The sequence below is a fragment of the Aquabacter sediminis genome (assembly GCF_028863665.1).
Taxonomy (GTDB): domain Bacteria; phylum Pseudomonadota; class Alphaproteobacteria; order Rhizobiales; family Xanthobacteraceae; genus L1I39.
The window spans coordinates 411,385-434,947 of the sequence record NZ_JARBFX010000004.1 but is presented as its reverse complement, the minus strand read 5'-3'; the positions used below and the strand labels follow the sequence as shown (position 1 = coordinate 434,947).

Here is a 23,563-nt window from a genome sequence, read left to right as displayed (position 1 = left end):
CCCCGCCACTCACTTGGAGGATGCGGCGGGCGTGGCGCGCGCCACGTCCACCTTGGCGGGCACCGTGCGCACCACCCGGCCGGGATCCAGCGTCTGGACGCCCATGGTCACCACCTGCTCGCCGCCCGAGAGCCCTTCCGACACCAGGGCCGAATCCGAGGTGTAGCCGGCCACCGTCACCGGGCGCGCCTCCAAGGCGTGGGTGGCAGGGTCGACCACGTAGACGCGCGGCCCCGCCCCCTTGTCGAACACCGCCGAGAGCGGCAGGCGGGCGACATTGGGAACCTGGGTGGGATGCAGCCTGACGAAGGTGGTCATGCCCAGCGCCACCGTATCGTCGGCCTTCTCGATGGTGAAACGGGCGGCATAGGTGCGGCTGGTGGCATCGGCCTGGGGAGACAGCTCGCGCAGGCGGGCCTTGAACACCCGGTCGGGCTCGGCCCACAAGGTGACGGTGGCGGAATCCGACCGGGCGGCGGACAGTGCCGTCTCCGGCAAGGCAACGGCGGCCTCCTTCTCGTCCAGGCGGGCGATGCGCGCCACGGTCTGGCCGGCGGTGACCACCTGGCCGGGCTCGGCGGACGTGGTCATGACCACGCCGTCGGCATCGGCCTTCAGGTCGGTATAAGCCAGCTGGTTGCGGGCAAGGTCGAGGGAGCGGCGAGCGCGCTCCAGCCGGCCGGCGGCCTCTTCCTTGGCCACCGACTTGCGGTCCAGGTCCGCATTGGAGGCAAAGCCCCGCGCGGTGAGGGTGCGATAGCGCCCGTCCTCGGCCGCCGTCTGGGCGAGATTGGCGGTGGCGGCGGCAAATTCCGCCTCGGCGCTTTCCAATTGCAGGCGCAGATCCTGCGGGTCGAGGGTGGCGATCACCTGGCCCGCCTGCACCCTCTGGCCCACATCCACGAAGCGCTGCACCACCTTGCCGCCCACGCGGAAGGACTGGTCGATCTCGCGGCGCGCCCGCACCACGCCGACAAAGCTCTTGTCGGCTTCGAGAGGCGTGAGCGCCACCGTGATCACCTGGACCGGGCGGGCGGGCGGACCGGCCTCCTCGGCCGGGGCCGGATCGCCGCAGCCAGCGAGCAGCAGGCCGAACCCGATGACGGGCAGGAGTCGCAGCAAGAAAGCGCGCCCGGAGGCGGGCTGGACCGGATCAGAGGACGTGAAAGCGGGCATGGCGCAAAGTCCGGTTCAACGGGGTGAAGGGTTACGTGTCATCACTGACGAAAGTTCATTTTCGTCAGAAAAAAGGTACAAAAAACCCGGCGCCGACGGGCGCCGGAGTTGTCAGGCCGGGGTGGGCGCGAGGGCGCCGAGGAGGAAGCGCATAGTGACCCGAAGCTGGGACTCCAGATCCTCGTCGATGCACTGGACCACCAGCACCGGATGGCAGAACCGCACCATGCAGCCCATGATGATCTCGGAGACATCGGCGCGGTCATAGGCGCGAAAGACCCCGTCCGCCGTGCCCTGCGCGAGCACCTGGGCGATCATGGCCTTGATGTTTTCCTTGTGGGCCTCGATGGAGCTCCAATTGTTCTCCATGGCCACCAGGACCATGTCATGCACCCGCCGCTCCACCAGGAAATTCTCCCGGTGGTAGCGCATGATGGCGATGAACATGTCTTCCAGCCGCTGGCCCGGGGGCAGGTCGGACCGCGCGATCTCCCGCGCCTCCTGCTCGATCTCGCCGAGGCAGCGATTGCAGATGGTTTCGACGATGGCGGTCTTGGAGGGGAAGAAGCGATAGACATTGGCCGGCGACATGCCGAGCTCGGCGGCGATGTCCGCCACCGCCGTCTTGGCAAATCCCATGCGACGGAACAATTCCTCCGCAACGCGCGCAATGCGCTCGCGGGTTTCGTCCGCCGTCTCCTTGGGCCGTGTCACTGCCATGGGGCCTTCCAATCTGATTTCTGATGAATATCGAAATTCATCAGAAATACGCAAGGGGAATTTGCGCGACTCCCCGCTGCCGCCTCTCCCAGCGGCCCGAACGGCCGCACCATCCCTCGGGAGTCACACAGGAAAACCTTCGGCAACAAAAAAGCCCTCTCCCGGGCCGGGAGAGGGCTTCAAGCCTTGCAAGACGGCGCGCGTCTCAGCCGATGGTCATCAGCGAGGCATTGCCGCCCGCCGCCGCCGTGTTGGTGCTGATGGAGCGCTCCTCCAGCAGCCATTCCAGGGGATAGTCGACCCCCTCCCCCAGTTCGGAGGCGGAGAGGCCATGCACCGCCACCAGCGGCCCATCCCTTTCGGCCAATTGGCGGTCGAGCGCGAGAAGCGTATCGCTGTCACCCTCGAACAGCACGGCATCGAGCCGCCCCTCCGGCAGACCGCGCACCCGGGTGAGCCGGGCGGCGACGGCGGGGGGCAGGCCCTCCAGCAGGCCATCGAGGGAGGTCGGGGCATCCAGCAGCACCCGATTCCCCGCCGCCAGCGCCGCCCCCACCTGGAGCACAAGGCCGAGAGAGGTCGCCGGATGGCACAGAACCGTGCCGCGGGCCTTCAACGCATACAGGTTGGATTCGCCCACCGGCCCGGCCAAGTCCTGCACGCGGCCGGGCAAGGCCCGTTCCGCCAGCCGCGCGCAGCGGGCAACCACCGCCTCGGGCACGCCCTTGGCGGTAAGATGCGCCCCCCAGGCCAGGGCGGCGGTATCCGGCGCCGGGGCGTTGCCTTCGGACGGCGCATAAGGCGGACGCACCGCCAGCAACCGGTTCACATAAAGCGGCCCGCCCGCCTTGGGGCCGGTGCCGGACAGGCCGTGCCCGCCGAAGGGCTGCACGCCCACCACGGCGCCGATGAGGTTGCGGTTCACATAGAGATTGCCGGCGCTGGCCTTCGCCGTCACCTCGGCGATGGTCTCGTCGATGCGGGTGTGGAGGCCGAAGGTGAGCCCATAGCCGGTGGCGGCGATGGCCTGAAGCAGCGCGTCCCGGTCCTCGCGCGCATAGCGCACCACATGGAGGACGGGGCCGAACACCTCGCGGGTGAGCGCGCCGATGGCATCGATCTCGATCAGGGTCGGCGCCACGAAGGTGCCGTGCCGGCATTCTTCCGGCAGGGGCGCCTCCTCGATGGGAAAGCCCTTCTCCCGCATGGCCGCCACATGGGCGAGAATGCCCTCCCGCGCGCCGGCGGTGATGACCGGCCCCACATCGGTGGCGAGCCGGGCGGGATTGCCGATGCGCAATTCCTTGAGCGCGCCGCGCAGCATGGCCAGCGTGCGGTCGGCGATCTCCTCCTGGAGGCACAGCACGCGCAGCGCCGAGCAGCGCTGGCCGGCGGAATCAAAGGCGGAGGCGAGCACATCCGCCACCACCTGCTCCGCCAATGCGGAGGAATCCACCACCAGCGCATTCTGCCCGCCGGTCTCGGCGATGAGGGGGATGGGCCGGCCATCGGGACCCAGCCGCTGCGCCAGCGTCGCGCGGATGAGGCGGGCGACTTCCGTGGAGCCGGTGAACATGACGCCCCGCACGCCGGGATCGGCCACCAGCGCCGCGCCCACCGCGCCATCGCCGGGCAGGAGGATGAGCGCGCCCGCCGGCACCCCGGCCTCCCGCAGCATGCCCACCATGGCGGCGGCAATGAGGGGTGTCTCCTCCGCCGGCTTGGCGATCACCGTATTGCCGGCCGCGAGCGCCGCGGCCACCTGGCCGGTGAAGATGGCGAGCGGGAAGTTCCAGGGGCTGATGCACACAACCGGTCCCAGGGGCCGGTGGGTGTCATTGTCGAAGCTCTCCGCCTGCCCGGCATAATAGCGCAGGAAATCCACCGCCTCGCGCACCTCGCCCACCGCATTGGGCAGGGACTTGCCGGCCTCCCGCACGATGAGGCCCAGCAGGCTCGGCATGCGCTCTTCCAGGAGATCCGCCGCGCGGCGCAGGCACCGTGCCCGCTCATGCGGCGGGGTTGCGGGCCACACGGCGCCGAGGCGCGCGCTCTCTTCCACCGCGCGGGCGGCGAGCGCGGGATCGGCCTCCACCACCCGGCCCACCTCGTCCCGGAGGTCTGCGGGATTGCGCACGGGGCGCCCCTCCCCTTCCACCGCGCCGTCGGCCAGCAGCGGCTCGGCCAGATGGGCCTCATGGGCGCCCGCCAGAAGAGCGCTGCCCAGCGCCGCCAATTGCTGCTCGTTGGACAGGTCCAGCCCCGCCGAATTCACCCGGCCGTCGGGGAAAAGCCGGCGCGGCAGGGCGATGCGTGGATGGGGCGCGCCCTGGGGGCGGATGGCGGCGGCTTCCGCCACCGGATCGGCGATCAGCGCCTCGATGGGAATGGTGGCATCCGCGATGCGGTGAACGAAGGAGGTGTTGGCCCCATTCTCCAGCAGGCGCCGGACCAGATAGGCGAGCAGGGTCTCGTGGGTGCCCACGGGGGCATAGATGCGGCAGGGCCGGTTCAGCTTGTCTGCGCCCACCACCTCTTCATAGAGCGGCTCGCCCATGCCGTGGAGGCACTGGAACTCATACTGGCCGGGATAATAATTGCCGCCGCCCATGGCCAGGATGGCGGAGAGCGTCTGTGCATTGTGGGTGGCAAATTGCGGGAACACCGCGTCGGGCGCGGCCAAGAGCTTGCGGGCGCAGGCCAGATAGGAAACGTCCGTATAGACCTTGCGGGTATAGACCGGGAAGCCTTCCAGCCCATCCACCTGGGCGCGCTTGATCTCGGCATCCCAATAGGCGCCCTTCACCAGGCGCACCATCATGCGCCGGCCGCTGCGACGGGCCAGATCAATGACGAAGTCGAGCACGAAAGGCGCCCGCTTCTGATAGGCCTGCACCACGAAGCCGATGCCGTTCCAGCCGGCGAGCTCCGGGTCGAAGGCGAGCTGCTCGAGGATGTCGAGGGAGAGGTCCAGCCGGTCCGCCTCCTCCGCATCGATGTTCAGCCCGATGTCATAGGACCGCGCCAGATGCACCAAAGCGCGCACGCGGGGCAGGAGCTCGGCCAGGACGCGCTCGCGCTGGGCGCGGGAATAGCGCGGATGGAGGGCCGACAGCTTGATGGAGATGCCCGGCCCCTCATAGATGCCGCGCTTGCCCGAGGCCTTGCCGATGGCATGCACCGCCTGCTCGTAGCTGGCGAAATAGCGGTCCGCATCGGCCGCCGTCATGGCCGCCTCGCCCAGCATGTCATAGGAATAGCGGAAGCCCTTGGCCTCCATCTTGCGGGCGTTGGCGAGGGCCTCCGTGATGGTCTGGCCGGAGACGAACTGCTCGCCCATCATGCGCATGGCGAGATCCACGCCGGCCCGGATCAGCGGCTCGCCCCCCTTGCCCACAAGGCGGGTGAGCGCCGAGGACAGGCCGCTTTCGCTCGCCGTGGCGGTGAGCTTGCCGGTGACCAGCAGCCCCCAGGTGGCCGCGTTCACGAACAGGGATCGGCTGTGGCCGAGATGGGAGAGCCAGTCGCCCCGGCCGATCTTGTCGCGGATCAGGGCATCGCGGGTGGGGCGGTCGGGGATGCGCAGCAGCGCCTCGGCGAGGCACATGAGGGCGACGCCCTCCTGGCTGGAGAGGTCATATTCCCGGATCAGCGCCTCCACCGCGCCCCGTCCCGCCTTCTCGCGCAGGGCAGTGACCAGGGTGCGGGCGGTGGCGGCCACCTCGTCGGCGAGCGCGTCGGGCAGGCTGGCCTCGGCGACGAGGCGGGGCACGCACTCGTCTTCCGGCAGGCGATAGGCGGCGGTGATGCGGCTGCGCAGATGGCCTTCCGCCTTCACGCCCCGGGCGAAGTCGAGGAACGGATTCTCCCCGCCGGAGCCCGCAAGCGCCTCCGCCAGGGTCGCATCCGCGCCGGAGAGGTCGGTGGTCCCGCCTTCCGCCTCCAGCCGGTCCAGCAAGGTGACGAGGGCCTGCTTCAGCATCCAATGGGGCGTGCGCCCATGGCGCTCGGCGGCGAGGCGCAGCCGCTCCCTGAGGGTGTCGTCAACCTTGATGCCGAGGGTGGTGGTGACCATGACGGGGCTCCGGGTATGTGCCCGGCACAGAACAAGGTGCAACCCCTCCTGTCAATCGGGTTAACCCACCCGATGTGAAAGTTTCACCCGCCGTGCGTGCGGGGCCTCACCGTCGGCGCAAACAAAAAGGGCGCCCCCGGCGGGAGCGCCCTTTTCAACCTTAAAGGTCAGCGCCCGCAGGCGCGCCCTGCCTCAGGCGAAGCGGCCGTGGCAGTGCTTGAACTTCTTGCCGGAGCCGCAAGGGCAGTTCTCGTTGCGCCCCACCTTGCCCCAGGTGGAGGGGTCGTTGGGGTCGCGGTCGGCAACGGCCACATCGCCCGTCAACTCAGGCGCGGGACGGAACCCCAAGGCCGCGGCAGCGGAGGCCATCTCGTCCTCGCCAGTGGTGGCGTCGATGTGGTGCGCCTCCATGGGCGGCAGCTCTTCCTGGGGCGGGGGCGAGGTGACGATCTCCACCCGCATGAGCTGCGAAGTGACGATCTCCCGCAGCCGGCCGAGCATGGCCGAGAACAGGTTGAAGGCTTCCGACTTGTACTCGTTCAGCGGATCGCGCTGGGCATAGCCGCGCAGGCCCACCACCTGGCGCAGGTGATCGAGCATGCCGATATGCTCGCGCCACAGATGGTCCAGCGTCTGGAGAAGGATGGACTTCTCCACGTAGCGCATCAAATCGGGGCCGTACTTGGCGGCCTTGCCGGCCATCCATTCGTCTGCCCGGCGGGTGATGCGCTCCACCACCTCGGTGGCGCCGATGCCCTCTTCCTTGGCCCAGTCCTCGATGGGCAGGTCGAGCGTCAGCACATCGCGCACGGCGAAGTCGAGGCCCTTCACGTCCCACTGCTCGGGATAGGAATTGGCGGGGATGTACTTGGCGACGAGGTCGGCGATGACCGTGTGGCGCATCTCCTCCACGGTCTCGGCGACATTGTCGTCGGTCATAAGGTCGAGGCGCTGCTCGAACACCACCTTGCGCTGGTCGTTGAGCACGTCGTCATATTTCAGGAGGTTCTTGCGGATGTCGTAGTTCCGCGCTTCCACCTTCTGCTGCGCCTTTTCCAGCGCCTTGTTGATCCAGGGGTGGATGATGGCCTCGCCTTCCTTCAGGCCGAGGCGCTGGAGCATGCCGTCGAGCCGGTCGGACCCGAAGATGCGCATCAGGTCGTCGTCGAGGGAGAGGAAAAACTTGGAATGGCCGGGGTCACCCTGGCGTCCCGAGCGGCCGCGCAGCTGGTTGTCGATGCGCCGGCTCTCGTGGCGCTCGGTGCCGAGCACCATCAGGCCGCCGGCCTCCAGCGCCTTCTTCTTGAGCGCCTGCACCTCGTCGCGGATGGCCTGCTCGCGGGCCGCGCGCTCGGGCGAATCCGGCGGCACGTCGGTGAGCTCGTGGGAGATGCGCATGTCCGCATTGCCGCCGAGCTGGATGTCGGTGCCGCGCCCCGCCATGTTGGTGGCAATGGTGATGGCGCCGGGCACGCCGGCCTGGGCGACGATATAGGCTTCCTGCTCGTGATAGCGGGCGTTCAGCACCGCGAACACCTTGCCGGGGGTGTGGCCGCTGAAGGCCTCCGGATCGGAGAAGTCCTTCTGGATATAGCCGGCCTTCACCAAGAGCGAGGCGAGCAGCTCCGACTTCTCGATGGAGGTGGTGCCCACCAGGACCGGCTGGCCCTTCTCGTGCGCCTCGTGGATGACCTTGATGATGGCGTCATACTTCTCGGCGGCGGTGCGGTAGACCTCGTCATCATCGTCGATGCGGGAGACCGGCACGTTGGTGGGGATCTCCACCACGTCGAGGCGATAGATGTCGGCGAACTCGGCCGCCTCGGTGGAGGCGGTGCCGGTCATGCCGGCGAGCTTCTCATAGAGGCGGAAATAGTTCTGGAAGGTGATGGAGGCCAGCGTCTGGTTCTCCGGCTGCACCTGCACCCGCTCCTTGGCCTCAAGCGCCTGGTGCAATCCTTCCGAATAGCGCCGGCCGGGCATCATGCGGCCGGTGAACTCGTCGATGATGACCACTTCGTTGTTGCGGACGATATAGTCCTTGTCGCGCTGGAACAGCGTGTGGGCGCGCAGCGCCTGGTTCACATGGTGCACCACCGAGACGTTCTCGATGTCGTAGAGGGAGGTGGCCTTCAGCAGGCCGGCCTCGGAGAGCATCTGCTCCATCTTCTCCATGCCGGCTTCGGTCATGGCGACGGACCGCTGCTTCTCATCCACCTCATAGTCGTCCTTGGTGAGGCGGGGGATGTACTTGTCGATGGTGTTGTAGAAGTCGGACCGGTCGTCCAGCGGCCCGGAAATGATAAGGGGCGTGCGCGCCTCGTCCACCAGGATGGAGTCCACCTCGTCGACGATGGCGAAGAAGTGCGGCCGCTGCACCATCTGCGAGCGGTCATACTTCATGTTGTCGCGCAGATAGTCGAAGCCCAGCTCGTTATTGGTGGCGTAGGTGACGTCGCTGTTATAGGCGGCGCGGCGCTGCTCGTCGTCGAGGCCGTGGACGATGATGCCCGTGGTCAGGCCCAGGAAGCGGTAGATGCGCGCCATCCATTCGGCGTCGCGGCGGGCGAGATAGTCGTTCACCGTCACCACGTGCACGCCCTTGCCGGCGAGCGCGTTGAGATAGACCGGGGCGGTGGCCACCAGCGTCTTGCCTTCGCCGGTCTTCATCTCGGCGATGCCGCCCTCGTGGAGCACCATGCCGCCGAGCATCTGCACGTCGAAGGGGCGCATGCCCAGCACGCGCTTGGCCGCCTCGCGGGCGGTGGCGAAGGCGGGCACCAGCAGGTCGTCGAGGGTCTTGCCGGCGGCAAGCTGGGCGCGGAACTCGGCCGTGCGCCCGCGCAATTCGTCGTCGCTGAGCGCCGCCATCTGCGGCTCCAGGGCATTGATGGCCTGGAGTTTGGGGCGCAAGCCCTTGACCCTGCGGTCGTTCGCGGAGCCGAAAATCTTGCGGGCAAGTCCACCGAACATCGTTAAATCTCTATCCGTTCCGTCTCGGAGCGCGGAGGGGGCAGACGGGCGGCCCGGCCCTCCGGAAATCTGGTCCCAAGTCGCGGGCCACGTCGCGGGCCACGTCGCGGGCCACGTCGCGGGCCACGTCGCGGACCACGTCGCGGACCACAGCGCGTTCCACGTCGCGTCCCTCGTCGCGCCCGGAACCTTGGACACCACAAAAGCGGCATCCATGAGCCCCAAACACTGCCGCGCCCGACTTCCGCAACGGAAGGGGCGCACGCGGGCGGACGGCATGGTGCAGGGGTCGCCACCATACCGCGGGGACACTTATGAACGGGGGGGAGGCTTGTCAATGAGAGCGGGCGTGCGCGGCCTGCGCTTTGCCCGTCGCGCCAGAGGGGCCGCAGGCGCGGCGGGCGGCAGACAAACCGCAGAAACACAAGCCGTGGCGCAGGCAACACGCCCGTCCGCGAACGCCTTTCGTCCATTCTCTTTCATGGACACGCCACAGGTCGCTGCTTAGTATCCGCGCGATCGCTCGATCGGGGGTTGGGTATGACGGTATTGGTCCGCGGTACGTGTGCGCGCAAGTCTGAACTCCGTGCTGGTCATCCGGGGTTCATCTTGGCCGCAACGGCGTTCGTCTCGGTTGCCCTCGCGGGTTGCGAGGAGAAGAACACTTATGTCGCCCCGCCCCCGCCCACCGTCACCGTGGCCGCCGCTCCCGTCCAGCCGGTCACGCGCTACCTGGAACTGACCGGCAACACCGCTTCCATCAATACGGTGGACCTGAATGCCCGCGTCCAGGGCTTCCTGACCGGCATCAAGTACAAGGACGGCGCCCTGGTGAAGAAGGGCACCGTCCTCTTCACCATCGAGCAGGACCAATATATCGCCAGCCTGGAATCGGCCAAGGCCACGCTCGCCGCCAACCAGGCGCTCCAGGTGCAGGCCGAAGCCGAGTTCAACCGGCAGAATCAGCTGGCCAAGCAGGACTTCGCCTCCCAGGCCACTCTCGACCAGGCCCGCGCCAAGCGCGACCAGGCGGTGGCCAACGTGCAGAACGCCCAGGCCCAGGTGGACACCGCCAAGATCAATCTCGGCTATACCGAGGTCATGGCCCCGTTCGACGGCGTGGTCACCGCGCACTTGCAGGATGTGGGCGCGCTGGTGGGCTATAGCGGGCCCACCAAGCTGGCCACCATCGTCGAAATCAACCCGATTTATGTGTGGTTCACCCTCTCCGAGACCCAGGTGCTGCGCATCAAGGAAGGCCTCGCCGCCCAGGGCAAGACGCTTGCCCACGTGGCCGAGAACATCGCCGACATCCCGGTGGAGATCGGCCTCCAGACCGAGCAGGGCTATCCCCACAAGGGCAAGCTCGACTATGTGGCGCCCCAGGTCGACCCCAATACCGGCACGCTGACCGTGCGCGGCATCTTCGACAACAAGAACTTCAGCCTGTTGCCGGGCCTGTTCGCCCGCGTCCGCCTGCCCCTCGGCAAGCCCGAGGACATGGTGGTGATCGAAGACACCGCGGTGGGCGCCAACCAGAGCGGCTCCTACGTGCTGGTGGTGGGCTCCGACAACAAGGTGTCGCAGAAGGTGGTCCAGCTCGGCCAGCTCCAGGACAATGGCCTGCGCGCCATCACCCAGGGCCTGTCCGCCGGCGACAAGGTGGTCGTGAATGGCATCCAGCGCGCCATTCCCGGCGCGACCGTGACGCCGGAGACCGGCACCATGGTGGCGCCGCAGCAGAAGAAACCCATCAGCCCCGCGGACAACACCCCCGGCACCCCCGCGCCGGCCCCCAAGAACTGACGTCGGCTCCTCGAACCCAAGGCGGCGAACATGATCTCGCGCTTTTTCATCGAGCGACCGGTTCTGGCCAACGTCCTCGCTCTTCTCTTCGTGCTCATCGGCGCGGTGTGCCTCTTGCGCCTTCCCGTGGCGCAATATCCCAACATCGTGCCGCCCACGGTCACGGTGTCCACTTCCTATCCGGGCGCCAGCGCCAAGACCATCATCGACACCGTCGCCTTGCCCATCGAGCAGCAGGTGAACGGCGTCCAGGGCATGCTCTACATGCAGTCCTGGGCAGCCTCGGACGGCACCTATACGCTGGTGGTGACCTTCGCCATCGGCACCGACCCGAACATGGCGCAGGTGCTGGTGCAGAACCGCGTCTCCATCGCCATGGCCTCGCTGCCCACATCGGTGCAGACCCAGGGCGTGACCGTGCTCCAGAAGGGCACGTCGATCCTGGAATTCGTGTCGCTGACCTCGCCGGACGGGCGCTATGACGGCCTGTTCCTGTCCAACTATGCCGCCATCTATGTGCAGAACGAGCTCGCCCGCCTGCCGGGCGTCGGCAACGTCTTCATCTTCGGCGTCGGCGACTATGCGATGCGCATCTGGCTCGATCCGGACAAGATGCAGGCGGTCGGCGTCACCCCCTCCGACGTCACCCAGGCGGTGAAGGGACAGAGCCAGGAGGTGACCGCCGGCCAGGTGGGCGCGCCACCGGCGGGCGGCCAGGCCAGTTTCCAATATACGGTGAACATCCAGGGCCGCCTCAACGACGTGCCCGATTATGAGAACATCATCGTCAAGGTGGACAACCAGGACGGCGGCCGCATCGTCCGCATCCGCGACATCGGCCGGGTGGAACTGGGCGCGCAGTCCTATTCCAAGACCTTCACCCTGGACAACAAGCCCGCCACCGGCATCGCCATCTTCCAGCTGCCCGAGGCCAACGCGCTCGACGTGGCGGCGGCGGTGGAAGCCAAGATGGAGGAATTGAAGACCTCCTTCCCCGAGGGCGTCGCCTACGAGATCCCCTTCAACACCACCAAGTTCGTCTCCGCCTCCATCGACGAGGTCTACAAGACCCTGTACGAGGCCGGCATCCTGGTGCTGGTGGTGATCATCCTCTTCCTCCAGGACTGGCGCGCCACTTTGGTGCCCGCCACCACCGTGCCGGTGACCATCATCGGCGCCTTTGCCGCCATGGCGGCGCTGGGCTTCACGGTGAACCTGACCACGCTGTTCGCCCTCATCCTCGCCATCGGCATCGTGGTGGACGACGCCATCGTGATCGTGGAGGGGGTGGCGCGACACATCGAGGAGGGTATGGAGGGCCGCCCGGCGGCGGAAAAGGCCATGGACGAGCTGTTCGGCCCGGTCATCGGCATCACGCTGGTGCTGATGTCGGTGTTCCTGCCCGCCTCCTTCATTCCCGGCCTGTCGGGCGAGATGTTCAAGCAGTTCGCGCTGGTCATCGCCGCCACCGCGGTCATCTCGGCCATCAACGCCGCCACCTTGAAGCCCACCCAGTGCGCCCTTTGGCTGCGCCCGCCCACCCCGCCGGAGAAGCGCAATTTCTTCTTCCGCGGCTTCAACGCGGTCTATGACAAGTGCGAGCACTGGTATACCGGCCTCATCAGCCGCATGGTGCACCATTCCAAGCTGATGGTGGTGTTCGCGCTCACCCTCATCGCCATCGCCATCTACGGCATCAGCCGCGTGCCCACCTCGTTCCTGCCCATCGAGGACCAGGGCTATGTGGTGCTGGCGGTGCAGCTGCCGGAAGGCTCCTCCATGGAGCGCACCCAGGAGGTGGTGAACCAGGTCTCCGCCATCGCCCAGAAGGTGCCCGGGGTGGCCACAGTGCTCGGCATCACCGGCATCTCGGCCCTCGACAACAACGCCACCTTGTCCAATGCCGGCGTGCTCTATGTCACCTTCACCGACTGGAGCGTGCGCGAGAAGAACAAGGGCGAGGACCTGCGCTCCCTCTATATGCGCTTCAACAAGGACTTCGAGCAGGTGCAGTCGGCCTCGGTGCTGGTGCTGGTGCCCCCGGCCATCCAGGGCATCGGCAACGCCTCCGGCTTCACCATGCAGCCGCAGATCCGCGACGGCAATTTCGACTACGTGCTGCTCTCCAAGGTGGCCAACGCCATCATCGAGAAGGGCGAGTCGCAGTCCGGCCTCTCCCACCTGTCCACCTCGTTCCGGGTGGGCGCGCCGCAATTGCAGGTGGAGGTCAACCGCATCAAGGCCGAGACGCTGGGCATCGGCGTGAACCAGGTGTTCTCGGCCGTCTCCACCTATGTGGGCTCCAGCTACGTCACCCAGATCAACAAGTTCGGCAACGTCTTCCAGGTCTATGCCCAGGCCGACAGCAAGGCCCGCATTCACCCCGAGGACCTGAACAACCTGAAGGTCAAGGCGGGCAACGGGACGATGGTGCCGCTGGGCACCCTCATCGACATCCGCGTGATGCCGGGCGCGCCGCTGATCTCGCTCTACAACCTCTATCCCACCGCCACCATCGTGGGCGTCAACTCGCCGGGCTATTCCTCCGGCCAGGCGATGGACCTGATGGAGCAGATCGCCAAGGCCACCTTGCCCCCGGGCATGGGCTTCGAATGGACGGCCATGTCGTACCAGGAGAAGCAGGTCGGCAACCAGATGTACTACGTCTTCGCCATGGCGATCGTGCTGGTCTACATGGTGCTGGCGGGCCAGTATGAAAGCTGGATCCAGCCGCTCTCGGTCATCCTGGCGGTGCCGCTGGCGCTGCTCGGCACGGTGTCCGCGCTGGTGGGGCTTGGCATTGCCAACAACCTCTACACCCAGATCGGCCTGGTGCTGCTGATCGCGCTCGCCTCCAAGAACGCGATCCTGATCGTGGAATATGCCCGCGACAAACGCCTGGAAGGGATGGAGATCATGGATGCGGCGGTGGAGGCGGCACGGCTGCGTTTCCGCCCCATCCTCATGACCTCCTTCGCCTTCATCCTGGGCGTGCTGCCGCTGGTCTTCGCCACCGGCGCCGGCGCCAATTCCCGCAAGTCCATCGGCATCGCGGTGGTCTCGGGCATGCTGGCCTCCACCTGCCTGGCGGTGCTGTTCGTGCCCTCCTTCTTCACCGTGCTCCAGAAGTTCGAGGAGAAGGTGCTGAAGAAGAAGCCCACGCGGCCGGGTGAAGGCGGGCCGGAACCCGCCAAGGGCGGCGCTGCGCATCCCGCGTGAGACATGAGGGCAGGACGGCCTCCGTCCTGCCCTTATTTTCGGCAGCGCGCGCCGCAAAGACGCGCTTTCATGCCGCTAACCCCTTGTCTAACCTTGGGCTTGCCATTTGCCCACCGCAGCCGGTGACACACCATGCCCATCCTGACGAGCCTGCATCACGTTACCAGCTACACCTATGACAAGCCGGTGGCGCTCGGGCCCCAGATCATCCGCCTGCGCCCCGCCCCCCATTGCCGCACCGAGGTGCCCGCCTATTCGCTGAAGATCTCGCCGGCCGAGCACTTCATCAACTGGCAGCAGGACCCGTTCGGCAACTGGCAGGCCCGCCTCGTCTTCCCGGAGAAGACCACCGAGTTCAAGGTGGAGGTGGACCTCCACGCCTCCATGGCGGTCATCAACCCGTTCGACTTCTTCATCGAGGACTATGCCGAGCATTTCCCCTTCGACTATGCGCCCGAGCTGAAGAAGGAACTGACCCCCTATCTGGAGTTGGAGGACGCCGGCCCCCTCATCGACGCCTATGTGGCCGCCATCCCGCGCGAGAAGAAGCGGATGGTGGACTTCCTGGTGGAGATGAACCAGAAGATCCAGTCCCAGGTGGGCTATGTCATCCGCATGGAGCCGGGCGTCCAGACGCCGGACGAGACCCTGGAAAAGGGCCTGGGCTCGTGCCGCGATTCCGGCTGGCTGCTGGTGCAGGTGCTGCGCCGCCTCGGCCTCGCCGCCCGCTTCGTCTCCGGCTATCTCATCCAGCTGCGCCCCGACGTGAAGTCGCTGGACGGTCCGTCCGGCACCGAGGTGGACTTCACCGACCTCCACGCCTGGGCCGAGGTCTACCTGCCGGGCGCCGGCTGGATCGGCCTTGACGCGACCTCCGGCCTCCTGTGCGGCGAAGGCCACCTGCCTTTGGCCGCCACCCCGCACTATCGCTCCGCGGCCCCCATTTCGGGCCTGGTTGAGCCGGCGGAAGTGGAATTCGGCTTCGACATGCGGGTGGACCGCATCGCGGAAGCCCCCCGCGTCACCCTGCCCTTCTCCGACGAGAGCTGGGCGGCGCTGAACGCCCTGGGCGAGACCGTGGATGCCGATCTCAAGGCCCATGACGTGCGCCTGACCATGGGCGGCGAGCCCACCTTCGTGTCCATCGACGATTATGAAGGCGCGGAATGGAACACGGCAGCGCTGGGCCCCATGAAGCGGGGCAAGGCGGACGAACTGATCCGTCGCCTGCGCGAGAAATTCGCCCCCGGCGGCCTTCTCCATTACGGCCAGGGCAAGTGGTATCCCGGCGAGGACCTGCCGCGCTGGTCCTTCGGCCTGTTCTGGCGCAAGGATGGCAAGCCCATCTGGCACGACGAGAAGCTGATCGCCTACGAGACCACCCATTACGGGGTGGGCGCCGCCGAGGCGCAGCGCTTCTCCAGCGCGCTCGCCGAGCGGCTCGGCCTGAGGGACGAGAACGTCATCCCGGCCTATGAGGACATCGCCTACTTCATCATGAAGGAGGCGAACCTGCCCATCAACCTGGAGCCGGGCGACCCGCGCATCAAGGACCCCATCGCCCGCAAGGCCATGGCGGACGCCTTCGCCCAGGGACTGGGCACCGCCAAGGGCTTTGCCATTCCGGTCCAGCGGCTGAACTCCCGCGCCGGCGGCGGCTGGCTGAGCGAAGCCTGGCGCTTCCGCCGCGGCCACATGTTCCTGGTGCCCGGCGACAGCCCCATCGGCTTCCGCCTGCCGCTGGATTCGCTGGCCTATATCCCCGCCACCCTCTATCCCCACACCATTCCCGCCGATCCGCTGGATCCGCGCCCCGATTTGCCGGACCCGGACGAGATCGCCCAGGCCTATCGCCGCGACGGCACCAGCGGGGCCATTCCCGCCGCCGTGCGGGCGCGGGCCATCGTGCAGGAATACCTCACCTATTCCCCGCCCGCCGGCCCCTTCTATGTGCGCACCGCCATCGCCATCGAGCCGCGCGACGGACATTTGTGCGTGTTCATGCCGCCGGTGGACGCGCTGGAGGATTATCTGGAGCTGGTCACCGCCGTGGAGGCGGTGGCGGAGGAACTGAACCTTCCCATCCATCTGGAAGGCTATCCCCCGCCCTATGATCCGCGCCTGGAAGTGATCCGCATCGCCCCTGATCCGGGCGTGCTGGAAGTCAACGTGCACCCCTCCGACAATTGGCAGGGCTGCGTCGACACCACCCGCATTCTCTATGACGAGGCCCGCCAGACCCGCCTCGGCACCGAGAAGTTCATGCTGGACGGGCGCCATTCGGGCACCGGCGGCGGCAACCACGTGGTGGTGGGCGGCGCGACCCCGGCCGACAGCCCCTTCCTGCGCCGGCCGGACCTGCTGAAAAGCCTGATCCTCTATTGGCAGCGCCATCCCTCGCTGTCCTATCTGTTCTCGGGCCTCTTCATCGGCCCGACCTCGCAGCATCCGCGCATCGACGAGGCGCGCCACGACAGCCTCTACGAGCTGGAGATAGCCCTCTCCAAATTCCCCTATCCGGGCACGGACTTGCCGCCGCCGCCCTGGCTGGTGGATCGCCTGCTGCGCAACATCCTGATGGACGTGACGGGCAACACCCACCGCACGGAAATCTCCATCGACAAGCTCTATTCGCCGGATGGACCCACCGGGCGGCTCGGCCTCGTGGAGTTCCGCTGCTTCGAGATGCCGCCGGACTGGCGCATGAGCCTTGCCCAGCAATTGCTGCTGCGCGCGCTCATCATGATGTTCTGGAAGCAGCCCATCACCGGCGGCTGCGTGCGCTGGGGCACCACGCTCAATGACCGCTTCATGCTCGGCCATTATGTGTGGGAAGACTTCAAGGACGTGCTCTCCGACCTCTCGGATTCGGGCTATGCCTTTGATCCGGAATGGTTCCGCGCCCAGTTCGAGTTCCGCTTCCCGGCCTATGGCAAGGTGCATTATGCGGGCGTGGACCTGGAACTGCGCAGCGCGCTCGAACCCTGGCACGTCCTGGGCGAGGAAGGGGCCATCGGCGGCACCGTGCGCTATGTGGATTCCTCCGTGGAGCGCATCCAGGTGAAGGTGGAGGGCTTCAATCCGGCCCGCTACATCCTCACCTGCAATGGCCGCCGCGTGCCGCTCGCCCCCACCGGGCGCAACGGCACCTTCGTGGCGGGCGTGCGCTACAAGGCCTGGCAGCCGCCGAACGGCCTGCACCCCACCATCCCCGTTCATACCCCGCTCACCTTCGACATCATCGACACCTGGAGCGGGCGTTCGCGCGGCGGCGTGGTCTATCACGTGGCCCATCCGGCGGGGCGCAACTACGAGACCTATCCGGTCAATTCCTATGAGGCCGAGGCCCGCCGCCTGGCGCGCTTCCAGCCCCATGGCCACACCCCCGGCATGACCCATGTGCCGGCCGAGACGGCGCCGGACGAGTTCCCCACCACGCTGGACCTGCGCCGGCCCATCGGCGTGTGAGGCGGGCGCGGCGGCCCGCCGCCGCGCCCTCTCGCATCGCCGGGCATCGCCCCGTCATCAGGCCGGTCCGCGCCCTGCGGGCCGGCCTTTTTGTCACGCCTCGCGCCGGCTCAGCACCGGCCCGCCACAAGCATCTCGCCAGCGCAGGGCAGACATGCTTATAGGGAAGGAGACCGGCTTGCGTGCCCCGTCCAGGGGGGCTTCCGGCGCCTTCGCAGACCGACGCATCAGGGGGATCGCATGATCTTGTCGCTTCTGTCGGTGCACCTCGCGCCCGCTTTCCTCGGCGCGAGCCTGTTCGCGGGCATCGTCCCCAGCCCCCAGGCGACGCCGGCCTCCGACCCCGCGCCCGTGGAGACCAAGTTCGCCGAAGTGAGCGGCTGGACCGTTGTGGCGGTGAGCATTGACGGCCAATATCTGCGCTGCGCCGCCGCCCCGCCGGCCGCCCTGGGCCTGGCCGCCGCCCTGGAGAAGAGCAGCGAGGGCTGGACCTTGCTGGTGCCCTCCACGGCCTCCGGCGAGGAGGTGAAGGGCCGCGTCGAGGTGGACGGAAAGGGCGCAAAGGCCGTCTTCTACCGCATGGACGACGCGCGCATGGGCACTTTCCTGCGCGATGGGCAGTTGAAGGCGCTGCGGACTGGCAAGACGCTGACCGCGATCATCGGCCCGGAGCAGGTCAAGCTGCCCCTGGAGGGCGTGCCCGCCGTCCTGACTGCCCTTGGCGCCTGCGACAAGAAAAGCGGGGCCTGAGGCCCCGCCCGGTCCCCATCTGTGGCGGACCACCGCCCCGGCGGCAGACCGCGCCCGCCGGGCCGCCTCACACCGGCCGGTTCTCGCCGGGATCGCGCACCGGCCCCATGAGGGCGAGCCCTTCGGCAAAGGTCAGCTCCGGCCATTTGGCAGAGAATTTGGCCGCCTTGTCCGCGATGAAATCCTGCTTTCCGGCCGTATCCAGCTTCTTCAGGTCGTTCTTCTCGATCTTCAGGAGCTCCAGCAATTCGTTGTAGACCGTCGCCTCGTCGATGGGCACCACAAGGAAGGTGGCCCCGGCGAGCGTCACCTTGAACTTCTTGTCGAGCGGGATGTTGTTGCAGAAGAGGAAATATTTCCCTTCCGGCGAAAGCGTATCGCCCAGCACGTCCGCCAGGATGCTCAGATATTCGAAGGACAGCAGATAGGCGGCGAAGAAGGAGATGGTCGCCTCCCCCTCCCGGCTCACCGAGAGCACCTGGTCCACCGCCAGTTCCGGCGGCCGCTTCTCGCCCGCCACCGTGGGGGTGAACTTGAGCGCCAGCTCGCCCCGGAAGCCGAACCGGCCCGGCTTGTGGGTCGGCCCCTTCAGCACGGGATTGAGGAGCCGCCCCTCGCTCTCGAGGCGGGCGAAGGCGGTCTGATCGATGAGCGTCATGGCAAAGTCCTTCTCAAGTAAAGCCGGCGGAGCCGGTGCAAGTTCGACACCAGAGCCGGAAGCCTTGAATTGGCTTGTTCCGTGCGCTGAAAAGGCCTCCTAAGCCGAGATCACAGGCGGTTTCCGGCCCGTCGCCGACATCCCTGTCGCGCACCCGACAAAGGCGTCCGACAATCCTGGCGGGATGGGGAAAGGCCGACACGGCTTTTCGGAAGCGCACATGGCTGTCGTGTTTTGTCGGTTTCGAGACAGCCCCCACACCGCCGACACGCGGCGCACATACCCGCGCAACCTGTTGTTTTCTTTGCCTTTTCGAAAATGGCACGACCTGTTCGCCGCTTGGCACGCCGGTTGCGGGAGGAAGTGCGGTGGCGGCGAGCGCCGCGCGCCAATGGTGGCATCGCAAGATGTCGGAACAACCAAGTGGGGTTTGACCATGGCCGGTCTGCGCCAAATTGCTTTCTACGGGAAGGGTGGCATCGGAAAGTCCACTACTTCCCAGAATACCCTCGCCGCGCTCGTCGAAATGGGTCAGAAGATCCTGATCGTCGGCTGCGATCCCAAGGCGGATTCGACCCGCCTGATCTTGAACGCCAAGGCGCAGGACACCGTCCTGTCCCTGGCGGCCGAGGCTGGCTCGGTGGAAGATCTTGAGCTCGAGGACGTGCTCAAGATCGGCTACAAGGGCATCAAGTGCGTCGAGTCCGGCGGTCCCGAGCCGGGCGTCGGCTGCGCCGGACGCGGCGTCATTACTTCGATCAACTTCCTCGAAGAGAATGGCGCCTATGATGATGTGGACTATGTCTCCTACGACGTGCTCGGCGACGTGGTGTGCGGCGGCTTCGCCATGCCCATCCGCGAGAACAAGGCGCAGGAAATCTACATCGTCATGTCCGGTGAGATGATGGCCCTCTACGCGGCCAACAACATCGCCAAGGGCATTCTCAAGTATGCCCATTCCGGTGGCGTGCGCCTGGGCGGGCTCATCTGCAACGAGCGCCAGACCGACCGCGAGTGGGACCTGGCCGATGCTCTGGCCAAGCGCCTGAATTCGCAGCTCATCCATTTCGTGCCGCGCGACAACATCGTCCAGCACGCCGAGCTGCGCCGTCAGACCGTGATCGAATACGCGCCCGACAGCAAGCAGGCGCAAGAATATCGCACCCTGGCGAACAAGGTTCATGGCAATGCGGGCAAGGGCACCATCCCGACCCCCATCACCATGGAAGAACTGGAAGAGATGTTGCTGGACTTCGGCATCATGAAGACCGAGGAACAGCAGCTCGCCGAGCTCGCCGCCAAGGAAGCCGCCAAGGCCGCCGCCGCGGCCGTCTGACCCAACGCGGCCCGGCACCCCGCCGGGCCGCCCCGCCGCTCACTTTGAGAGGTCGACTGCCATGAGCCTCGATTATGAAAACGACGGCGCGCTCCACGAGAAGATCATCGAGGACGTGCTGTCCGCCTATCCCGACAAATTTGCCAAGCGCCGGCGCAAGCATTTGTCTGTCGCCAAGGGCGTGGATGAAGTCGAAGAGACAGCCGAAGGCGAGGAGAAGCTCCTCACCGAATGTGATGTGAAGTCCAACATCAAGTCCATCCCCGGCGTGATGACGATCCGCGGATGCGCCTATGCTGGATCGAAGGGCGTGGTGTGGGGTCCCATCAAGGACATGGTCCACATTTCCCATGGCCCTGTTGGCTGCGGACAGTACTCCTGGTCCCAGCGCCGCAACTATTATATCGGCACGACGGGCATCGACACCTTCGTGACCATGCAGTTCACGTCCGACTTCCAGGAGAAGGACATCGTTTTCGGCGGCGACAAGAAGCTCGACAAGGTCATCACCGAGATCGAGGCCCTGTTCCCACTGAATCACGGCGTCACCATCCAGTCGGAATGCCCCATCGGTCTGATCGGCGATGATATCGAGGCCGTGGCGAAGAAGAAGAACAAGGAAATCGGCAAGACCATCGTGCCTGTCCGGTGCGAAGGATTCCGTGGCGTTTCTCAGTCGCTCGGCCATCACATCGCAAACGATGCCATCCGGGACTGGGTGTTCGAGAAGCAGGACGGAACGCTGGAATTCGAGACCTCGCCCTATGACGTCAACGTCATCGGCGACTACAATATCGGCGGCGACGCCTGGGCGTCTCGCATTCTGCTGGAAGAAATGGGCCTGCGGATCGTTGGAAACTGGTCCGGCGATGCAACGTTGGCCGAGATCGAGCGGGCCCCCAAGGCCAAGCTCAACCTCATCCATTGCTATCGGTCGATGAACTATATTTGTCGCTACATGGAAGAGAAGTATTCGATCCCGTGGATGGAATACAATTTCTTCGGCCCCTCCCAGATCGCCGCCTCGCTGCGCAAGATTGCTAAGCATTACGGGCCGGAGATCGAGGAAAAGGCCGAAGCCGTGATCGCCAAGTACCAGCCCCTGGTCGATGCGGTCATCGCCAAATACCGGCCACGCCTCGAAGGCAAGAAAGTGATGCTGTACGTGGGTGGCCTGCGCCCCCGCCACGTCATCACCGCCTATGAGGACCTGGGCATGGAAATCGCCGGGACGGGCTATGAATTCGCCCATAACGACGACTACCAGCGCACCGGTCATTACGTAAAAGACGGCACGCTCATCTATGATGACGTCACCGGCTACGAGCTGGAGAAGTTCATCGAGAAGATCCGCCCGGATCTGGTGGGCTCCGGCATCAAAGAAAAGTATCCGGTGCAGAAGATGGGAATTCCCTTCCGCCAGATGCATTCCTGGGACTATTCCGGCCCCTATCACGGCTATGACGGCTTCGCCATCTTCGCCCGCGACATGGACCTGGCCATCAACAATCCGGTCTGGGGCCTGTTCGATCCGCCCTGGAAGAAGAAGGATGCCGCCCCGCTGCTCCAGGCAGCGGAGTGACATCCCCCTCCGGCCCGCCTCGGGCGGGCCGGATCTAACCCTTTGATCCACAAGGATCGCCAGCGTGCCCTTGGGCGCGAATGGGCGGACCTTGCCTGAGCCGAACCCGGCCGCCCCTTGCGGGGAGACCGTCCTAATCCCGAGCCGTGTGCCGCCGTATGGCGCGGCCACGCCGAACAGGACAGGAGTTGACCATGCCGCAATCAGCCGACCGCGTGCTCGACCACGCCCCGCTGTTCCGCGAGCCCGAATATCAGGAAATGTTCGCGCGCAAGCGGGAAGAATTCGAATGCCCCGCTTCCAATGAATCCGTGGATGCGCAACGCGAATATGCCAAGACTTGGGAGTATCGCGAGAAAAACCTTGCTCGCGAAGCCCTGGTCGTGAACCCCGCCAAGGCCTGTCAGCCGCTCGGCGCGGTGTTTGCCTCCGCCGGATTCGAAAAGACCATGAGCTTCGTCCATGGCTCCCAGGGCTGCGTCGCGTATTACCGCTCGCATTTGTCCCGTCACTTCAAGGAGCCGGCCTCCGCGGTCTCCTCCTCCATGACGGAGGACGCGGCGGTCTTCGGTGGCCTCAACAACATGATCGATGGCCTAGCGAACACCTATTCGCTGTACGAGCCGAAGATGATCGCGGTGTCCACCACCTGCATGGCGGAAGTGATCGGTGACGACCTTCAGTCATTCATCACCAATGCCAAGAACAAGGGCTCGGTTCCGCAAGACTTCGACGTGCCCCACGCCCACACGCCTGCCTTCGTCGGCAGCCATGTGGACGGCTACGACAACATGATCAAGGGTATCCTTGAGCATTTCTGGAAGGATAAGGAGCGGGTCGCCGGTGAGAAGGTCACCATCATCCCCGGCTTCGACGGCTTCTGCGTCGGCAACAACCGCGAGCTGAAGCGCATGCTCGACCTGATGGGCGTCGACTATACGCTGCTCCAGGACGCTTCCGACACCTATGACACGCCCTCCGATGGCGAGTTCCGCATGTATTCCGGCGGCACCACGCTGGAGGACACCGCCGATGCCCTGAATGCCAAGGCGACGCTCTCGCTGCAGAAATACTGCACCCGCAAGACGCTCGACTATGTCGCCACCAAGGGCCAGGAGGTCGTCAACTTCCACTATCCGCTCGGTGTTCGCGGCACGGATGAGCTGTTGTTCAAGATTTCCGAGCTGACCGGCAAGGACGTCCCGCAGGCCCTCACCCTGGAGCGCGGCCGCCTCATCGACGCCATGGCCGACAGCCAGTCCTGGCTGCACGGCAAGAAATACGCGATCTTCGGCGATCCGGATGTGGTCTATGGCCTCACCCGCTTTATCCTGGAGACCGGCGGCGAGCCGATCCACTGCCTGGCCACCAATGGCACCAAGCAGTGGGAAGAAGAGATGAAGGAGCTTCTTGCCTCCTCGCCCTTCGGTGCGGCGGGCCAGGTGTGGGCCGGCAAGGATCTGTGGCACCTTCGGTCGCTGCTCTTCACCGAGCCGGTCGACTTCATCCTTGGCAATTCATACGCCAAGTATCTGGAGCGCGACACCAAGACCCCACTCATCCGCACGGCCTTCCCGATCTTCGACCGGCATCATCATCACCGTTTCCCGGTGATGGGTTACCAGGGTGGCCTGCGCCTGCTGACCACGATCCTCGACAAGATCTTCGATACGCTGGACCAGGAGACGATCACGCCGGCGAAGACCGACTATTCGTTCGACCTGACCCGTTGAATCCGAGGCGGCTCCGCCCGCCTCCGCACGAGACCCGTCGCCGCACAAATTCTGCCCCCCATCGCTC

12 protein-coding genes are annotated in these 23,563 nt (G+C 66.1%); 7 read left to right on the top strand and 5 right to left on the bottom strand.

The features are described 5' to 3' along the window. Positions 1-9: 9 nt before the first annotated feature. The 4 genes from PV781_RS10310 to secA form a co-directional block, all read right to left on the bottom strand. A complete protein-coding gene (locus PV781_RS10310) occupies positions 10-1,176 on the bottom strand; it encodes an efflux RND transporter periplasmic adaptor subunit (RefSeq protein WP_274775534.1) in 1,167 nt (388 codons plus the stop codon). A gap of 111 nt (positions 1,177-1,287) precedes the next feature. After that, on the bottom strand, positions 1,288-1,896 hold the full coding sequence (locus PV781_RS10305; protein WP_274775533.1) for a TetR/AcrR family transcriptional regulator: 609 nt from the start codon (positions 1,894-1,896) through the stop codon (positions 1,288-1,290). Between the two features lie 205 nt (positions 1,897-2,101). Next, a complete protein-coding gene (gene putA, locus PV781_RS10300) occupies positions 2,102-5,971 on the bottom strand; it encodes a trifunctional transcriptional regulator/proline dehydrogenase/L-glutamate gamma-semialdehyde dehydrogenase (RefSeq protein ID WP_274775532.1) in 3,870 nt (1,289 codons plus the stop codon). Positions 5,972-6,163: 192 nt separating this feature from the next. Continuing rightward, entirely contained in the window at positions 6,164-8,944 is a 2,781-nt protein-coding gene (secA, locus tag PV781_RS10295; protein ID WP_274775531.1) for a preprotein translocase subunit SecA, read from the bottom strand. Between the two features lie 540 nt (positions 8,945-9,484). Between secA and PV781_RS10290 the strand changes: the two genes are divergently transcribed. From PV781_RS10290 to PV781_RS10275, 4 genes are all read left to right on the top strand, one after another. Then, on the top strand, positions 9,485-10,750 hold the full coding sequence (locus PV781_RS10290; protein ID WP_425532382.1) for an efflux RND transporter periplasmic adaptor subunit: 1,266 nt from the start codon (positions 9,485-9,487) through the stop codon (positions 10,748-10,750). A gap of 30 nt (positions 10,751-10,780) precedes the next feature. After that, a complete protein-coding gene (locus PV781_RS10285; protein ID WP_274775529.1) occupies positions 10,781-13,969 on the top strand; it encodes an efflux RND transporter permease subunit in 3,189 nt (1,062 codons plus the stop codon). 132 nt (positions 13,970-14,101) lie between these two features. Then, positions 14,102-17,437 (top strand): transglutaminase family protein, encoded by a 3,336-nt coding sequence (locus tag PV781_RS10280; RefSeq protein ID WP_274775528.1) that lies wholly within the window; start codon positions 14,102-14,104, stop codon positions 17,435-17,437. Between the two features lie 240 nt (positions 17,438-17,677). After that, positions 17,678-18,187, top strand: a complete 510-nt coding sequence (locus PV781_RS10275; RefSeq protein WP_274775527.1) for a hypothetical protein — start codon at positions 17,678-17,680, stop codon at positions 18,185-18,187. A 67-nt stretch (positions 18,188-18,254) separates the two neighbouring features. On the opposite strand, the gene PV781_RS10270 is transcribed toward PV781_RS10275, so the two are convergent. Beyond that, the gene (locus tag PV781_RS10270; protein ID WP_274775526.1) at positions 18,255-18,845 is read right to left on the bottom strand and encodes a hypothetical protein; all 591 of its coding nucleotides are present in this window, start codon (positions 18,843-18,845) and stop codon (positions 18,255-18,257) included. Positions 18,846-19,281: 436 nt separating this feature from the next. Between PV781_RS10270 and nifH the strand changes: the two genes are divergently transcribed. From nifH to nifK, 3 genes are all read left to right on the top strand, one after another. Further along, positions 19,282-20,181: a nitrogenase iron protein gene (nifH, locus tag PV781_RS10265; protein ID WP_209105224.1), complete on the top strand. Its 900-nt coding sequence runs from the start codon at positions 19,282-19,284 to the stop codon at positions 20,179-20,181. Positions 20,182-20,242: 61 nt separating this feature from the next. Continuing rightward, positions 20,243-21,763: a nitrogenase molybdenum-iron protein alpha chain gene (gene nifD, locus PV781_RS10260; RefSeq protein WP_274775525.1), complete on the top strand. Its 1,521-nt coding sequence runs from the start codon at positions 20,243-20,245 to the stop codon at positions 21,761-21,763. Positions 21,764-21,957: 194 nt separating this feature from the next. Then, positions 21,958-23,496, top strand: a complete 1,539-nt coding sequence (gene nifK, locus PV781_RS10255) for a nitrogenase molybdenum-iron protein subunit beta (protein WP_274775524.1) — start codon at positions 21,958-21,960, stop codon at positions 23,494-23,496. Positions 23,497-23,563 lie beyond the last annotated feature (67 nt).

Coding starts and splice junctions, on each gene's coding strand:
- PV781_RS10270 (WP_274775526.1), bottom strand. CDS start 18,845: ATGACGCTCATCGATCAGACCGCCTTCGCCCGCCTCGAGAGCGAGGGG.
- PV781_RS10290 (WP_425532382.1), top strand. CDS start 9,485: ATGACGGTATTGGTCCGCGGTACGTGTGCGCGCAAGTCTGAACTCCGT.
- PV781_RS10275 (WP_274775527.1), top strand. CDS start 17,678: ATGATCTTGTCGCTTCTGTCGGTGCACCTCGCGCCCGCTTTCCTCGGC.
- nifK (WP_274775524.1), top strand. CDS start 21,958: ATGCCGCAATCAGCCGACCGCGTGCTCGACCACGCCCCGCTGTTCCGC.
- PV781_RS10285 (WP_274775529.1), top strand. CDS start 10,781: ATGATCTCGCGCTTTTTCATCGAGCGACCGGTTCTGGCCAACGTCCTC.
- nifD (WP_274775525.1), top strand. CDS start 20,243: ATGAGCCTCGATTATGAAAACGACGGCGCGCTCCACGAGAAGATCATC.
- putA (WP_274775532.1), bottom strand. CDS start 5,971: ATGGTCACCACCACCCTCGGCATCAAGGTTGACGACACCCTCAGGGAG.
- PV781_RS10305 (WP_274775533.1), bottom strand. CDS start 1,896: ATGGCAGTGACACGGCCCAAGGAGACGGCGGACGAAACCCGCGAGCGC.
- secA (WP_274775531.1), bottom strand. CDS start 8,944: ATGTTCGGTGGACTTGCCCGCAAGATTTTCGGCTCCGCGAACGACCGC.
- nifH (WP_209105224.1), top strand. CDS start 19,282: ATGGCCGGTCTGCGCCAAATTGCTTTCTACGGGAAGGGTGGCATCGGA.
- PV781_RS10310 (WP_274775534.1), bottom strand. CDS start 1,176: ATGCCCGCTTTCACGTCCTCTGATCCGGTCCAGCCCGCCTCCGGGCGC.
- PV781_RS10280 (WP_274775528.1), top strand. CDS start 14,102: ATGCCCATCCTGACGAGCCTGCATCACGTTACCAGCTACACCTATGAC.